At 64.2% G+C, this 14465-nt stretch carries 14 protein-coding genes; 6 read left to right on the top strand and 8 right to left on the bottom strand.

Annotated elements, in window-relative coordinates:
- The first annotated feature begins 175 nt into the window (after nucleotides 1-175).
- Nucleotides 176-829: a cholesterol catabolism transcriptional regulator KstR gene (kstR, locus tag DFR67_RS18895; protein ID WP_110471049.1), complete on the top strand. Its 654-nt coding sequence runs from the start codon at nucleotides 176-178 to the stop codon at nucleotides 827-829.
- 140 nt (nucleotides 830-969) lie between these two features.
- Here the strand turns inward: kstR and DFR67_RS18900 are convergent, their stop codons facing one another.
- Nucleotides 970-3513, bottom strand: coding sequence for an ATP-dependent Clp protease ATP-binding subunit (locus DFR67_RS18900; protein WP_110471050.1), 2544 nt, complete (start codon nucleotides 3511-3513; stop codon nucleotides 970-972).
- 282 nt (nucleotides 3514-3795) lie between these two features.
- A complete protein-coding gene (locus DFR67_RS18905; RefSeq protein ID WP_110471051.1) occupies nucleotides 3796-4404 on the bottom strand; it encodes a TetR/AcrR family transcriptional regulator in 609 nt (202 codons plus the stop codon).
- A 60-nt stretch (nucleotides 4405-4464) separates the two neighbouring features.
- Between DFR67_RS18905 and DFR67_RS18910 the strand changes: the two genes are divergently transcribed.
- Nucleotides 4465-5319, top strand: a complete 855-nt coding sequence (locus tag DFR67_RS18910; RefSeq protein ID WP_110471052.1) for an alpha/beta fold hydrolase — start codon at nucleotides 4465-4467, stop codon at nucleotides 5317-5319.
- Nucleotides 5320-5367: 48 nt separating this feature from the next.
- On the opposite strand, the gene DFR67_RS18915 is transcribed toward DFR67_RS18910, so the two are convergent.
- Nucleotides 5368-5844: an anthrone oxygenase family protein gene (locus DFR67_RS18915; RefSeq protein WP_110471053.1), complete on the bottom strand. Its 477-nt coding sequence runs from the start codon at nucleotides 5842-5844 to the stop codon at nucleotides 5368-5370.
- Nucleotides 5841-6680, bottom strand: a complete 840-nt coding sequence (locus tag DFR67_RS18920; RefSeq protein WP_110471054.1) for an NmrA family NAD(P)-binding protein — start codon at nucleotides 6678-6680, stop codon at nucleotides 5841-5843. Before DFR67_RS18920 ends, DFR67_RS18915 begins: the two co-directional genes overlap by 4 nt.
- A gap of 72 nt (nucleotides 6681-6752) precedes the next feature.
- Here DFR67_RS18920 and DFR67_RS18925 point away from each other — a divergent pair, with 72 nt between their 5' ends.
- Nucleotides 6753-7679, top strand: coding sequence for an AraC family transcriptional regulator (locus DFR67_RS18925; protein ID WP_110471055.1), 927 nt, complete (start codon nucleotides 6753-6755; stop codon nucleotides 7677-7679).
- 279 nt (nucleotides 7680-7958) lie between these two features.
- Here DFR67_RS18925 and DFR67_RS18930 read toward each other — a convergent pair whose 3' ends face one another.
- On the bottom strand, nucleotides 7959-8225 hold the full coding sequence (locus DFR67_RS18930) for a hypothetical protein (protein WP_146240479.1): 267 nt from the start codon (nucleotides 8223-8225) through the stop codon (nucleotides 7959-7961).
- Between the two features lie 804 nt (nucleotides 8226-9029).
- Here DFR67_RS18930 and DFR67_RS18935 point away from each other — a divergent pair.
- From DFR67_RS18935 to DFR67_RS18945, 3 genes are all read left to right on the top strand, one after another.
- Nucleotides 9030-10217, top strand: coding sequence for an outer membrane protein assembly factor BamB family protein (locus DFR67_RS18935; protein ID WP_158539988.1), 1188 nt, complete (start codon nucleotides 9030-9032; stop codon nucleotides 10215-10217).
- Between the two features lie 87 nt (nucleotides 10218-10304).
- The gene (locus tag DFR67_RS18940) at nucleotides 10305-10826 is read left to right on the top strand and encodes an RNA polymerase sigma factor (protein WP_110471177.1); all 522 of its coding nucleotides are present in this window, start codon (nucleotides 10305-10307) and stop codon (nucleotides 10824-10826) included.
- On the top strand, nucleotides 10823-12100 hold the full coding sequence (locus DFR67_RS18945) for a VOC family protein (protein WP_110471058.1): 1278 nt from the start codon (nucleotides 10823-10825) through the stop codon (nucleotides 12098-12100). Before DFR67_RS18940 ends, DFR67_RS18945 begins: the two co-directional genes overlap by 4 nt.
- A 144-nt stretch (nucleotides 12101-12244) precedes the next feature.
- Here DFR67_RS18945 and DFR67_RS18950 read toward each other — a convergent pair whose 3' ends face one another.
- The 3 genes from DFR67_RS18950 to purS are packed head-to-tail and all read right to left on the bottom strand — an operon-like array spanning nucleotide 12245 to nucleotide 14452.
- Nucleotides 12245-13516: a M18 family aminopeptidase gene (locus tag DFR67_RS18950; RefSeq protein WP_110471059.1), complete on the bottom strand. Its 1272-nt coding sequence runs from the start codon at nucleotides 13514-13516 to the stop codon at nucleotides 12245-12247.
- A gap of 7 nt (nucleotides 13517-13523) precedes the next feature.
- The gene (gene purQ / locus DFR67_RS18955; protein ID WP_110471060.1) at nucleotides 13524-14207 is read right to left on the bottom strand and encodes a phosphoribosylformylglycinamidine synthase subunit PurQ; all 684 of its coding nucleotides are present in this window, start codon (nucleotides 14205-14207) and stop codon (nucleotides 13524-13526) included.
- Entirely contained in the window at nucleotides 14204-14452 is a 249-nt protein-coding gene (purS, locus tag DFR67_RS18960) for a phosphoribosylformylglycinamidine synthase subunit PurS (RefSeq protein WP_110471061.1), read from the bottom strand. Before purS ends, purQ begins: the two co-directional genes overlap by 4 nt.
- Nucleotides 14453-14465: the final 13 nt, after the last annotated feature.

The raw sequence follows: 14465 nt of genomic DNA on the forward strand, positions 1-14465 counted from the left end.
GGTGCGTAGTAGAACCTGTTCTAATATTGCACGTCTGCCGGGGCAGAATGAAGGGGACCGTGTCGCAGAGTCCAGAAAGTAACGTTTTCGCTGCCAGCGATTAACGTGGAGACGACAACGCCACCTGCTCGATGAAGTATCGACAACCGACAGATGAGAAAGTGGGGACGCCCCGATGGCTAGCCCGATACCGGCCGGCAACTCGGCCAGCGACGTGGCCGTCGGGTCCGACGTGGACCTCGGGTCCAGCGCCCAGCGCGAACGCCGCCGCCGCATCCTCGACGCCACCCTGCAACTCGCCTCCAAGGGCGGCTATGACGCAGTGCAGATGCGTGCCGTTGCCGAGCGTGCCGATGTCGCGGTGGGCACCCTCTACCGGTACTTCCCGTCCAAGGTCCATCTCCTCGTCACCGCACTCGCCCGCGAGTTCGAGGCGGTCGAGAGTCGGGCGGACAAGACAAGGCTCCGCGGGAACACGGCCCTCGAGCGGCTCCGCCACGTCCTCGACATGATCACTCTTGCGATGCAACGTGATCCGCTGCTGACCGAAGCCATGACCCGGGCCTTCATGTTCGCCGATGCGTCCGCGTCGGCCGAGGTCGACAAGGTCGCACTGATCATCGACCGCCTCTTGGCCAACGCGATGGTGGAGGGCGAGCCGACCGAACTCGACCTGAAGATCGCGCGCGTGGTCTCCGACGTCTGGATGTCCAACCTCGTGCAGTGGCTGACCCGCCGCGCCTCGGCGACCGATGTGACCAACCGCCTCGAGCTCACGATCACCCTGCTGCTCGCCGGCCGGGACCAGGACCCCGAAGTCAAAGACTGACCCGCTCTACAAAAGCACCCCGTTCAGTCAAAGGCACCTGTTGCAACAGGTGGGTTTGACTGAACGGGGTGCTTTTGTTTGGCCTCACGACAGAAGGGGCGCAATCGCTTTCGCGGTTGCGCCCCTTCTGGGTTCAGTGCTTACTTCTCGGAGTCACCGGTCTTGGCCAGTTCCACCGGGGTGTCGGGAAGCGCGATCGGCTTCTTCGAACCCTTGAAGGTGAACTTGGCTTCGTCGTCGTCGGAGGCGACGTCACCGTCCCAGTTCTCGACATCGACGAGGATGATCTCGCCGGCACCGATCTCGTTGAACAGGATCTTCTCGGACAGCTGATCCTCGATCTCGCGCTGGATGGTGCGACGCAGTGGCCGAGCACCCAGTACCGGATCGAAGCCGCGCTTGGCGAGCAGACTCTTGGCCTTGTCCGTCAGCTCGAGGGCCATGTCCTTGTTCCGCAGCTGCGTCTCGACGCGGGCGATCATGAGATCGACCATCTTGATGATCTCGTCCTTCGTGAGCTGGTGGAACACGATGACGTCGTCGATACGGTTGAGGAACTCGGGCCGGAAGTGCTTCTTGAGCTCGTCGTTGACCTTCTGCTTCATCCGCTCGTAGTTCGAGCCTTCCGCATTCGACTGGGAGAAGCCCAGACCCACGGCCTTGGAGATGTCGCCGGTACCGAGGTTGGAGGTGAAGATCAGCACGGTGTTCTTGAAGTCGACCGTACGACCCTGACCGTCGGTGAGGCGGCCGTCTTCGAGGACCTGCAGGAGCGTGTTGTAGATCTCCTGGTGGGCCTTCTCGATCTCGTCGAACAGGACGACGGAGAACGGCTTGCGTCGCACCTTCTCGGTGAGCTGGCCGCCCTCTTCGTACCCGACGTACCCGGGAGGGGCACCGAAGAGCCGCGATGCGGTGAAGCGGTCGTGGAACTCGCCCATGTCGATCTGGATGAGCGCGTCGTCCTCGCCGAACAGGAAGTTCGCCAACGCCTTGGACAGCTCGGTCTTACCGACGCCGGACGGGCCGGCGAAGATGAACGAGCCGGACGGGCGCTTGGGGTCTTTCAGACCGGCGCGGGTACGACGGATCGCCTTCGACACGGCCTTGACCGCCTCGGTCTGGCCGATGATCCGCTTGTGCAGCTCCTCCTCCATACGGAGCAGACGGGTGGTCTCCTCCTCGGTGAGCTTGAAGACGGGGATGCCGGTCCAGTTACCCAGAACCTCGGCGATCTCGTTGTCATCGACCTCGGCGACGATGTCCATGTCGCCACTGCGCCACTGCTTTTCGCGCTCGGCACGCTCGGTGACGAGCTGCTTCTCCTTGTCGCGCAGGTTCGCGGCCTTCTCGAAGTCCTGCGCGTCGATCGCCGATTCCTTCTCCTTGCGGGCGTCGGCGATCTTGTCGTCGAACTCGCGCAGGTCTGGTGGTGCGGTCATCCGGCGGATACGCATCCGGGCGCCGGCCTCATCGATCAGGTCGATGGCCTTGTCCGGCAGGAACCGGTCGTTGATGTACCGGTCGGCCAGGGTGGCGGCCGCGGTCAGTGCGCCATCGGTGATCGAGACGCGGTGATGCGACTCGTAGCGATCGCGTAGTCCCTTGAGGATCTGGATCGTGTGCTCGACGCTGGGCTCGCCGACCTGAACCGGCTGGAAGCGGCGCTCGAGGGCGGCGTCCTTCTCGATGTACTTGCGGTACTCGTCGAGGGTGGTCGCACCGATGGTCTGCAACTCACCGCGGGCGAGCTTCGGCTTGAGGATGCTGGCGGCGTCGATCGCACCTTCGGCAGCACCTGCGCCGACGAGTGTGTGCAGCTCGTCGATGAACAGGATGATGTCGCCGCGGGTGTTGATCTCCTTGAGCACCTTCTTGAGGCGTTCCTCGAAGTCACCGCGGTAGCGGCTGCCTGCGACCAACGAACCGAGGTCGAGGGTGTAGAGCTGCTTGTCCTTGAGGGTCTCGGGAACGTTGCCGTTCACGATCGCCTGGGCCAGGCCCTCCACGACGGCGGTCTTACCGACGCCGGGCTCACCGATCAGCACCGGGTTGTTCTTGGTGCGGCGGCTGAGCACCTGCATCACGCGCTCGATTTCCTTCTCGCGCCCGATGACCGGGTCGAGTTTGCCGTCGGCGGCCGCGGCGGTGAGGTTGCGGCCGAACTGGTCGAGCACGAGCGACGTCGACGGGGTGCCGGCCTCCGTGCTGCGTCCGCCGGTGCCGGCTTCCTGGGGCTCTTTGCCCTGGTAGCCCGACAGCAGCTGGATGACCTGCTGGCGCACCCGGTTGAGGTCGGCGCCGAGCTTGACCAGCACCTGGGCGGCAACGCCCTCGCCCTCGCGGATGAGGCCGAGCAGGATGTGCTCGGTGCCGATGTAGTTGTGACCGAGCTGGAGGGCCTCGCGCAGCGACAGCTCGAGAACCTTCTTGGCCCGGGGGGTGAAGGGGATGTGTCCCGAGGGTGCCTGCTGGCCCTGGCCGATGATTTCTTCGACCTGGCTGCGCACACCTTCGAGGGAGATTCCCAACGACTCGAGGGACTTGGCGGCGACGCCTTCGCCCTCGTGGATCAACCCGAGCAGGATGTGCTCGGTGCCGATGTAGTTGTGATTGAGCATCCGCGCTTCTTCTTGGGCCAGGACGACAACCCGACGAGCGCGGTCGGTGAACCGTTCGAACATTGTTCTCCCTTACGTTTCTAGGGTCGATCTTCGCCTTCGGCTTCGACTACCAGTCTGACTGGTCGACGGGCTGCGATCTTTCCCAGGGTTGGCCTTTGTCGACGGTGAACCGATTCGCCACCGCGACAGCCTTGGCTCCCACTGTAATGCTCGCAGGTCACCGGTACCTCAGATGCGTCATCGCGCCTGCAGCACAGCACCCCCGAAAGGGAGCCATGATCCGTCAACGCCGCAGCTCGAAAGGGTGTTTCGCCGCCGGATACGCCGTCAGCGAACGCATGCTCACAATTCGATCGTCATGGCCTGAATGAGCCTGCGGACGACATCGAGCATTTCCGCCCGCGCCTTCTCCGGTTCATCGGACCGGGACACATACAGCGCGGCCTCGTCGATTGCGCCGATCATGACGTGCGCGAGAGGTCGTACCGGCTGGGCGGGAACCGCCCCCGTGGACACGGCCTGAGCGATCAGTGCCTCGACCATTCCGAGTGCATACCGTTGGCCGATCTCCCGCCACTGATCCCAGCCGAGCACGACCGGGGCCTCGATCAACACGATCCGATGCACCTGCGGGTCCGCGCAGAGTTCGAGCCATCGGCGGGCGCCGAGTTCCAGTGCCGCGATCGGGTCGGTGATCGCCGCCTCGGTCATGGCGTCGCCGATCTGCGCGAGCAGTTCCTCTTCGATCTCCTCGAAGACGGCCATGAACAGTTCGGCCTTGTCGGCGAACTGGTGGTAGAGCGCACCTCTTGTCACCCCTGCCGCCGCAGCGATCGCCTGTGTCCCGACGGCGCTGAACCCTTGTTCGGAGATGAGCACTCGGGCAGCGGTGATGAGCGCAGCCCGCGTGGCAGCGGTGCGGTCGGCTTGGGTTCGACGATTGACTTCCATGCAGGCTGTATGTAACTTCCATGCTAGGTGTACGTAAGTGACTAACGGAGGTTACCCGTCATGGACACGATCGAGACAACACTGGGGATGATCGAATACCAGACCGTCGGACCCGAGCACTCTGAGCAGCCGCCCGTCCTGTTCATCCATGGCGCCCTCGTCGACGCCGAGCTGTGGCGAAAACCTGCCGAGCTGCTCGCGGCGCACGGATACCGGTGCTACCTACCGACCCTGCCGCTCGGTTCGCACCGGGTCCCGATGAAACCGAACGCCGACCTGAGCCCCACGGGCGTCGCCGGACTGATCCGCGAACTCGTCGTCGGCCTCGACCTCACCGACGTGACGCTCGTCGGCAACGACACCGGCGGCGCGATCTGCCAGTTCACGATCGACGCCCATGGCGACCACATCGGCCGCCTCGTACTGACGAACTGCGACGCGTTCGACACGTTCCCGCCATTCCCCTTCAATGCGGTCTTCAAGGCCCTGAAGGTTCCCGGCGTCTTGAAGCCGTCGATGAAGCTGATGACGTTTCGGGCGCTGCGCCACTCGCCCATCGGCTTCGGATTGCTGGCGAACAGTCCTGATCCTGACCTCACGGCATCCTGGGTCGCACCGGCACAGGAGTCGGCGGAGATCCGCCGCGACATCACCAGGCTGTTCGCGAACATAAACCCGGCCGAGCTCGATGCCGTCACCCGCAGGGTCGGGTCGTTCAGCAAACCCGTGTCCCTGGTGTGGGGCATGGACGACAAGAGCTTCAAACCGGAACTCGGCAGGCGGCTCGCGGCCCAGTTCCCTGACGCCACGGTCACCGAGGTTCAAGAGGCTCGAACGTTTGTGTCCCTGGACAATCCGGCCGCCGTGGCCGACGCGGTGGTGCAGATCTCGGCGCGAGCATCGTCTGCCACCTGAACTCGCACCGGCAGTTGTGGATGGACCGCGCGAAAACGGGTGGGGCGATCACCGAGTCACGGCGCCGACGACGAGGACGGCGAACGCCGCCGTGTGGACCACCGCGCGGGCGATGTTCCAGCGCACCCACGAGCTCTCGAAAGCCCGACGGACCGCATGGATGTCAGCGATCCGTTCAGGGTCGCCTGCCGCCTGGAGCCGATCGTTCAACGGGATGTTGAGTGCCATCGTGATCAGCAGACCGATTGCGTAGAGCACCGCACCCGCCACGATCCACCAGAACATGCGGCGCTCGCGGTAGAGCACCGCGGCTGCGACCGTGCACCCCGCGCCGCCGACGAACAGCAGCATGAACAGCGGATTGACGATGACGACGTTGATGCGCTGCATAGCCAAGACGAAACTGCGGTCATCGGTTTGACCGAGCCCCGGCATGACGGCGTAGGCGAAGGCAGCGAACAACCCGGCCATCAGTCCGACGCAGACGATACCCAGGACGAACACCGCGTCGCGTGTCCCGGTCATGACCAGAACCCTTCGCCGACTGCACGCTTGACGGTCTCGCCGAAGTCCGTGGCCCCCCGGCCGAGGATCTGCCGCACCCCATCCGTGATCGATGAGTTGCGGCCGTCGAAGAGCGTACCGAACAGCGCGATGACCATCTCGGCGTCTTCATCGGGGACGGCCGCCTCGGCCATACCGGCGCGGTAGTCGTCGAGTCCGACTTCGACGTAGGCGATCTCGCGACCGAGTTCGCGCCCGATCGCGGCTGTCGCCTCGGCGAAGGTCAGCAGTCGCGGACCGGTCAGCTCGTAGACGCGGCCGTCGTGTCCGCGTTCGGTCAAGGCGGCCACCGCCGCATCGGCGATGTCGTCGGCGTCGATGAAGGGCTCCCCCACTGCTCCGACCGGCAACACCATCACGCCCCCGTTGATGCCATCGACGAGAAACGCTTCGCTGAAGTTCTGGGCGAACCAGCTGCACCGCAGCACGGTTGAAGAGATCCGCGATTGGAGCACGATGCGTTCGCACTCCTGCGCCTCCGGTTCGCCCCGCCCCGACAGCAGGACCAACCGCCGGACGCCGGCGTCGCGAGCGGCCGCCACGAACGCCGTCATATCGCCTGCCGATTGCGGCACGATCAGGTCCGGCTGGTACGTCACGTAGACCGCACCGGCTCCCTCGAGGGCCGCGGGCCAGGTGTCGCGGTCGGTCCAGTCGAACCGGACATCCGAGGAGCGACTCGCTGCGCGAACCCCCAATCCGAGCCGGTCGAGACGTTCGACGACGCGTCGACCGGTCTTGCCGGTCGCGCCGATGACGGTGATGGGATGGCGGTGATGAACTGTTGCGTTTGTCATGCGAACCAGTACAGCGACCCCGGATGAGCGTCTCCATAGCCTCAGCGCTTGATTTCATGTTCAATCGTCTACATGGATGTGTTGGGAAGCGTTTTGAACGGACCCCGCGCGAAGGATGCGTTTCTACTGCGATTGGTCATGACGTCGCCGTGGTCGCTGCGCATCGAGGACGAGGCACCTCTGACGGTGATGGTGACCGTCAGCGGCACTACCACCATCCGTTTCGACGACGGCGAGGAAGCGACTGTGCGGCCCGGCGATGTCGCGATCATCCGGGGGCCCGATCCATATGCCGTCGGAGATGTGTGCGCCGCGACGGCGATCATCGACCGCCACCAGCACTGCACCAGCTTCGACGGCGCGAGCCTTGTCGACGAGATGTGCCTCGGCGTGCGCAGTTGGGGCAACAGCAAGGACGGGGAGTCGGTGTCTCTCGTCGGTTCCTATGGCGTGGCTGGTGAGGTGCCGGCGCGACTGCTCGCCGCCCTGCCACGTCTGATCACGATGTCGAACAACAACAATCCTCTGATATCCCTGCTATCTGCCGAGATCGAGCGTGACGCGCCTGGCCAAGAGGTGGTCCTCGACCGACTCCTGGACCTGGTCCTCATCGACACGCTCCGTTCCTGGTTCTCGCGACCTGAATCAGACGGTCCCAAATGGATTGCTGCGGAATCTGATCCGGTCGTCGGTCGCGCTCTGTCGCTGATCCACCACAACCCCGAACAACCGTGGACGGTCGCCGATCTGGCGGGCCAGTGCTCGGTCTCGCGCGCCGCGCTGGCCCGACGGTTCGCAGACCTGGTCGGCGAACCCCCGATGGCCTATCTCACGAACTGGCGGTTGTCGATGGCCGCCGACCTCCTCGCCGGAGACGGAGCTACTCTGGATTCAGTTGCGCGACAGGTCGGTTACAGCAGCGCCTTCGCCCTCAGCACAGCTTTCAAGCGGGTCCGCGGCATCAGCCCGCGTGACTATCGCCGCTCATTGGCCAGCTGAGGCCGGCAGCCCGAGGCCCGGAACGACGGGTTCACGGCATCACAGCCGAACCTGTCAACTGCTGTAGCGGAACACCGACCCGTCGTATTTCGACGAGCGACCATCTTGTTCGCGATCGGGCAATTTTCGGCTCGGAGTGCTACCGCCCGGCCCTTCCGGACGGCAGCACCCTTCGCATTTCACACTGTGGAGTTGTCAATTTTCGAGCGCGATCCCGAGACGCAATCGGGTGCGCGGGGTATGGCGGCCTAGAAGCGTTGTGGTGCAGCGTTCGATTGATCAAGCAGCGGCGGTCATGGTGCGCCTGTTGTAGGCCGGCAGTGGTCTTCGGAGCGACAGCCCCGCGCCTATTCGCAACCAGCGCGCCGCACTGGCCGGGGCTGCACCGTTGCCCTGCAACCACTTCGACGTCGTTGTACCGGCCCTTCTCGCCAACCCGAGCCGGTCAATTCGGTCCACGCACAACGCCAACTTCAATTCGGTGGCATTGGGCAGCGTGATCAGCTGGTCCGTCAGCGACGCCAACTCACCCGAATCATCAGGCACCACCGCGCCAATCACTTCATTGACAACTTCTTGGAACTGCATCGCGACCCCCCGGCCAGTTCGAACAACTAACACAAATCTACCTGATCGAACGTATGTTCGCAAGTGGTACGAACACACGAATAACGTTGTGCCGTTTCGCTAAACGACTACACGGTACGCAAATATGCACCCGCACAGAACTTTCTACCGGGAGACTATCAGGCTGCTGTGACATGACCCGGTGACAACCATCAGCACTAGTCGCCACGACGTCGATGGACACCCTTGACCGTCCCACTGTCCAGCTGCGGCTGGTGGAAGAATCCGGCGTGCCGGCCATTCGTCAGTACTCACTCAAGGACGTTGTCAACGGTGCTATTTCGCGCACAACGTTTCGTTCACGCGCTCGATCAAAACGTTCCGCCGTCGGCTTCGCTACAGGAAGCGCTTCCCGACCGGACGGTTGTAACCCGCCTGTTCACGGGTAGTTGCGATCCGCGAGACGAGCCACCAATGGAACCTATGCACTGCAGTGTCTTGCCACTCACGCCGGGGCAATCGGATTCGATGGCCCACTGACGAACTCCGAACCGCCCACCGTGACCGCGGGAGGAAAGACGCCCTACGAGATATTGCGCCAATCAAGCCCGAGTCGCAGATCTATCCGACTTCCAACGTGGATTGTGAGAACGGTCGTGAGCAATCCGTCCCTCGCATGATTGGATAGACGACATGCTCAAAGGCCGGTCCGCACCTGGGATAGGGATCGTAGTACTGACCCTCTCGATTGCCATGGTGGTCTGCGTCGGGCTGATTTTCTCGATGGGGACACCCACGACGACAGCCGACGATTTCGCAAACGGGCAACTCCGCTCCTATCAGAGCGAGCCCACCGAACAGTGGAGCCTCGATCTCACGGACATGCGCACGTACGGCGAAGGCGCGACCCCTGTCGTCGCCGGGACCCTCGGCGACATCTGGCTGATCGCGTATCCGTCCGGCCTCGGGACGACCTATCTCGCCATCGATCGCCGCAATGGCGAACGCCTGTGGGATGTACCCATCGACGCCGGACTCGGCTCATGCTCGATCAACGGACAGGGCGAGCTGGGATGCGCTCTCACCCTCGCCGAGCAGCCCGACGGCTTCTATCTGGCAGATCTCACCTCGGGGGAACTCGGGCAGCGATCGGACATCAGACACACGAGAGCTGTCACGGGGTTCGGGCCCGACTTCTTGCGAGTGAACGATTCGGGCTATCAGGTCAGCCGCAACGCCCCGGACGGCCGGCAGATCTGGGCTCGGACGTTCGCTGCTTCCGCGAAGGTCGAGGTTCGGGACGACGTCATTGCGATCAGCGCCTCCGACGGCTCCAAGCACATCGTCGATCCGGCGACGGGTATCGACCGAATCGGTTGCGACTCGTGCGACATGGAGATCTACCCTTCTGGCGTTGCGCTGCAGTTCACCGGTACCGATGAGCAGCGCGTCGAGTTCTATCGAACCGACGGCACCCGGACCTCGGTCAACGACAAACAGCAACTCGTCTCCGGGACCTCTGTCCTGCCGGTGACCACCGGAACCGGGCCGGCTCAGGTAATGCAGACTCAGGGCACGTACGCGGTGTTCGACCCCGCCGACGCGCAACGACTGTGGCAGATCACCGATCCTGAACTGTCCAAGGTCAACACCCGACCATGCGGTTCAGTGGTGGTGTTCGCGCTCAAGGACGCCACCCGAACAGCTTTCGACCTGCGTTCAGGTGAACAGCTCGGCAAGTTCGCCCGCCCCGATCTGATGAATCCGGCCGCGAACGTCGACTACCTCTCGTGCGTCGGACAAGGCGGCGATATCGCCGTCTTCGGCAACGGCGGTGAACTCACGGCGTTCGATGTCCGCGACGGTTCTGTTGCCTGGCAGCGTTCGATTGTCGGCGGTCAGGTCGAGGTCGTGGACGGTTATCTGGTGCTCGAAGAAGGCACGACGCTCACCGTGCTGGCCCCATCCTGAAATTATTCCGGATTTGGGCGTCGGAAAGTACCCGGCTCCGACGACGATAGGTATGTGAGCGGCACAGCAGAGAACTCCTCGGGCGGCATGTTGTCGTCCGGCGGCCATGCGCTGCTGGCGGTCTACGACGAAGCGCTGCCCGCGGTGTACGGCTATCTCATCCGGCGCACCAGGGACAAAGGCATCGCCGAAGACCTCACGTCCGAGACATTCCTGGCGGCGATGGACCGCGCCCGGGGCGACGACCCGGTCGACCCGTCGATCCCGTGGCTCATCGGAATCGCTCGGCACAAACTGGCCGACCATTGGCGCCGTATGCAGCGCACCCCGATACCGGTCGAGGAGGTACCGGACCACCCCGGAGACGACCAATGGGATGTGCACCTCGATCGCATCCTCGCCGAGTACACGCTGTTCCGATTGTCCGACACCCACCGGGCAGTCCTCACATTGCGCTACGTGGACGACTGCACCGTCGCCCAGTGCGCCGAAATGCTCGACCGAACCGTCACCGCGACCGAAGCACTGCTCACCAGGGCGAAGCGGGCCTTCCGCGCGTCATATCCCTCCGATCCAGCCACGTCCGCAGCGAAGGGAGGCCGGCGATGAACGCACCCGACGACTTCGATCCGTTCACAGCGCTGACCACCGGGGACGTCCCGGCAACCCCCGACGCCGACTTCGCGCGCCGATTGCGCACCCGCCTGGAACGCGGACTGAATCTACCCGAAGGAGTCACCATGACCACCGATGCACTACCCGAAACCGTCTCTGCAGCAGGACCAATGGTCGAGCGCCCTGGCGCCCTGCCCTATCTCACCGTCGCCGATCCCGTCGCCGCGATCGACTGGTACGTCATGCACCTCGGTGCCGAACTGCGCGGCGAACCGATCCTGATGGACGACGGCAGCATCGGGCACGCCGAGCTGCTCATCGGTGGTGGAGCGATCTACCTGGCAGGCGAATTCGCCGAGCTCGGCCTCAAAGCACCTTCACCACAGCATGTTTCGGTGTCCTTGATGGTTTCCGTTCCCGACGCCGACTCCGCGCTTCGCAAGGCGCGCGACAGCGGCGCCGAGGTCCAGCGCGAGCCGTACGACGCCCACGGCACCCGCACCGGGGTCATCGTCGACCCATTCGGTCACCGGTGGATGCTGACCGGTCCTTCATCGGTGCCGGTTATCTCCGCCGAACACATTCGACACGGCGACCTCGGATACTGCTCTTTGTGGACCACCGACGTCGGCCGGGCCGCGGCGTTCTACGGCTCCGTCCTGGGCTGGGAGGTCGACGCCGCCACCGGGCAGGTCACCAATCTGTCCCAACAAATCGGGATCCACTCGGCCCAGAGTGGGCAGGCAATGATGTGCGCCTACGCGGTCGACGATCTGGACCAGGCTCGAGCAAGCATCGTCGCTGCCGGCGGTACACCGAATGACTTGCACCAGTTACCCTTCGGCGACGTTCTCGACGCCGTGGACAATCAGGGTGTGGCATTTGCCGTCTACCGTCCGGGAGCCGACGATCGCCGGCCGAGTCTGAACGCCACCGGTCACGGCGAGCTCACCTACATGACGCACTACACCCCGAACAGTGAGCTGCTTCGCGACTTCTACGGGCGCGTACTCGGCTGGACCTACAGCGCAGGAGGGATGGACGACGGCTGGGAGGTCGAGGACAACCATCCGATGACCGGTATCGCGGGTGGCCAGAAGAACTCTGCTGCGGTACCGATGTGGGTCGTCGACGACATCGAGGTAGCGGTGCAGCGAGTTCGAGACGGCGGTGGCATTGTGATCAGCGGCCCCGAACAGCAGTCCTACGCGATCTCCGCCGAATGCCTCGACGACCAGGGTGCCCGCTTCTACCTCGGTGAGTATTAGAACTCCGAAGTTCGCGCCGAGGGTCCCTCGGAGTTGTGGCCGCGGTCGTTCTGGACTGCCGACAAACGAGCGCAGCGATGTGAGGAGAAAGGAAGAACGGCCGCCTGATGGCCACGCCGACAAAGCGAGCGGAGCGAGCAGATATTACGGAGCGAGGAATGCGGCGAGGGCTGCTGCGTACATGCCGACGTCATGGCTGCCCATGAGCTCTCGGGCACTGTGCATCGCCAGCTGCGGGGCGCCGACGTCGACGGTCGACAAGCCCGTTCGGGTCGCGGTGATGGGTCCGATGGTGGAACCGCACGGCAGATCCGCCCGATGAACGTAGCGCTGCAACGGAACTCCGGCCTTGTCCGCCGCGTCCGCGAACAACGCCTCTCCGACCGCATCACTGGCGTACCGCAGGTTCTGGTTCACCTTCAGCACCGGGCCGCCGTTGATCGCGATCTGGTGAGCGGGTTCGTGTCGCTCCGGGTAATTGGGATGTGTTGCGTGGGCCATGTCCCCGGATGCGCAGGCACTCATCGACATCGAGCGGAAGTAATCCTCGCGGGACCCGCCTGCTGCCAAGACGATGCGTTCGAGAACCGTCGCGAGCAGATCCGAGGCAGCGCCCCGATCCGAGCCGCTGCCCACCTCTTCATGATCGAACAGCGCAAGGACAGGAATAGCAGGCCCGAGCCCGGCCTCGACCGCGTCGAGCAGCGCGCGGGTACCGGCGTAACAGGTGCCCTGGTTGTCCAATCGCGGGGCGCTGATCAGGTCACCCTCGACTCCGACCACGCGACTGGGTGCCAGATCGTGGGTCATCAACTCCCAGCCGAGTACCTGTTCGACGGAGACATCCGCTTGCGAGGCAATCCATTCCAGAAAACGCGGTCCGTTGTCGCCGACACCCCAGATGGCGTTGACGTGGCGCTGGGGGTCGAGTGAGACGCCACTGCGATCGTCGGACAGGTGGATCGCTAGCTGGGGCACCCGCAGAACCGGTTCGTCGATGCGAATGAGCTCTTGGCGCAGGCCATCGGGCTCTCGGATGGCGATGCGTCCGGAGATGCCCAGATCGCGGTCGAGCCACGAATTGAGCCACGCGCCGCCGTACTTTTCGAGCCCGACCATCGACAGACCCGCCGAGCGCAGTTCGGGGTGCTGTTTGACGCGCAGGTTCGGGCTGTCGGTGTGCCCGCCGATGATGCGAAAACTGCGTCCGTGCCCACTACTGTCCCAGGCGACGATGGACCCGCCGCGGATGACGTAATGCCGGCCCGGGGTCGACGGCCACTGGTGGCCTTCACTCAGTTCACGAAAACCGGCTGCCTCCAAGAGCTTCGCGACGGTCTCACAGACATGGAAAGGTGACGGCGAGGCGTCGACGAAGGAGCAGAGTCCGGATGCGGTGGCCGTGGTGGTCAGCATGTAATGCTCAGGCCGAGGCCAGAACCGCGTCGAGAGCCGAGTAGAACAGGCCGAGACCGTCGTCGCTCGGACCGGTCAACGCCTCGGTCGCGTGTTCGGGATGTGGCATCAACCCGACGACTTTGCCGTTGGCGCTGGAGATTCCGGCGATCGAACGCATTGATCCGTTGGGGTTGTCGCCCGCGTACCGGAACACGACCCGACCCTCGCCTTCGAGCTCGTCGAGTACTTCTTCCGACGCCACGAACCGGCCTTCGCCGGACTTGAGGGGGATGAGAATCTCCGCACCGGACTCGAAGCGACTGCTCCAGGCCGAGGTGGTCGACTCGACCCGCAGCCACTGGTCGCGACAGAGGAAGTGCAGGCCCTCGTTGCGGGTGAGCGCACCCGGGAGCAGACCGGCTTCGCACAGCACCTGAAAGCCGTTGCAGATTCCGAGGATCGGCATACCCTTACCCGCTGCCTCGACGAGCGCGCCCATGACCGGAGCGAATCGCGCGATTGCGCCGGCCCGGAGGTAGTCACCGTAGGAGAAACCACCGGGAACCACGACAGCGTCGACGCCTTGGAGATCGCCGTCACCGTGCCAGAGTTCGACTGCCTCGGCGCCCGCGAGCCGCACGGCGCGGGATGCGTCGACGTCGTCGAGAGTGCCGGGAAAGGTGATGACGCCGATACGAGCCACGCTCACGATGCGGAACTCTCGACGCGGGTCACCGAGTACTCCTCGATGACGGTGTTCGCCAGCAATTCGGCCGCAATACGGTCCAGGGCCTCGTCGCTCACCGAGTCGTCGACCTCGAGCTCGAAGCGCTTGCCCTGACGTACGTCGGCGACCCCGCCGAATCCCAGTCGGCCCAGCGCACCACTGATCGCCTGCCCCTGCGGATCCAGGATCTCTGCTTTGGGCATGACGTGCACTACCACTCGAGCCACTTCGGCGCTCCTC

This window comes from Williamsia limnetica (assembly GCF_003217475.1).
Lineage (GTDB): Bacteria > Actinomycetota > Actinomycetes > Mycobacteriales > Mycobacteriaceae > Williamsia > Williamsia limnetica.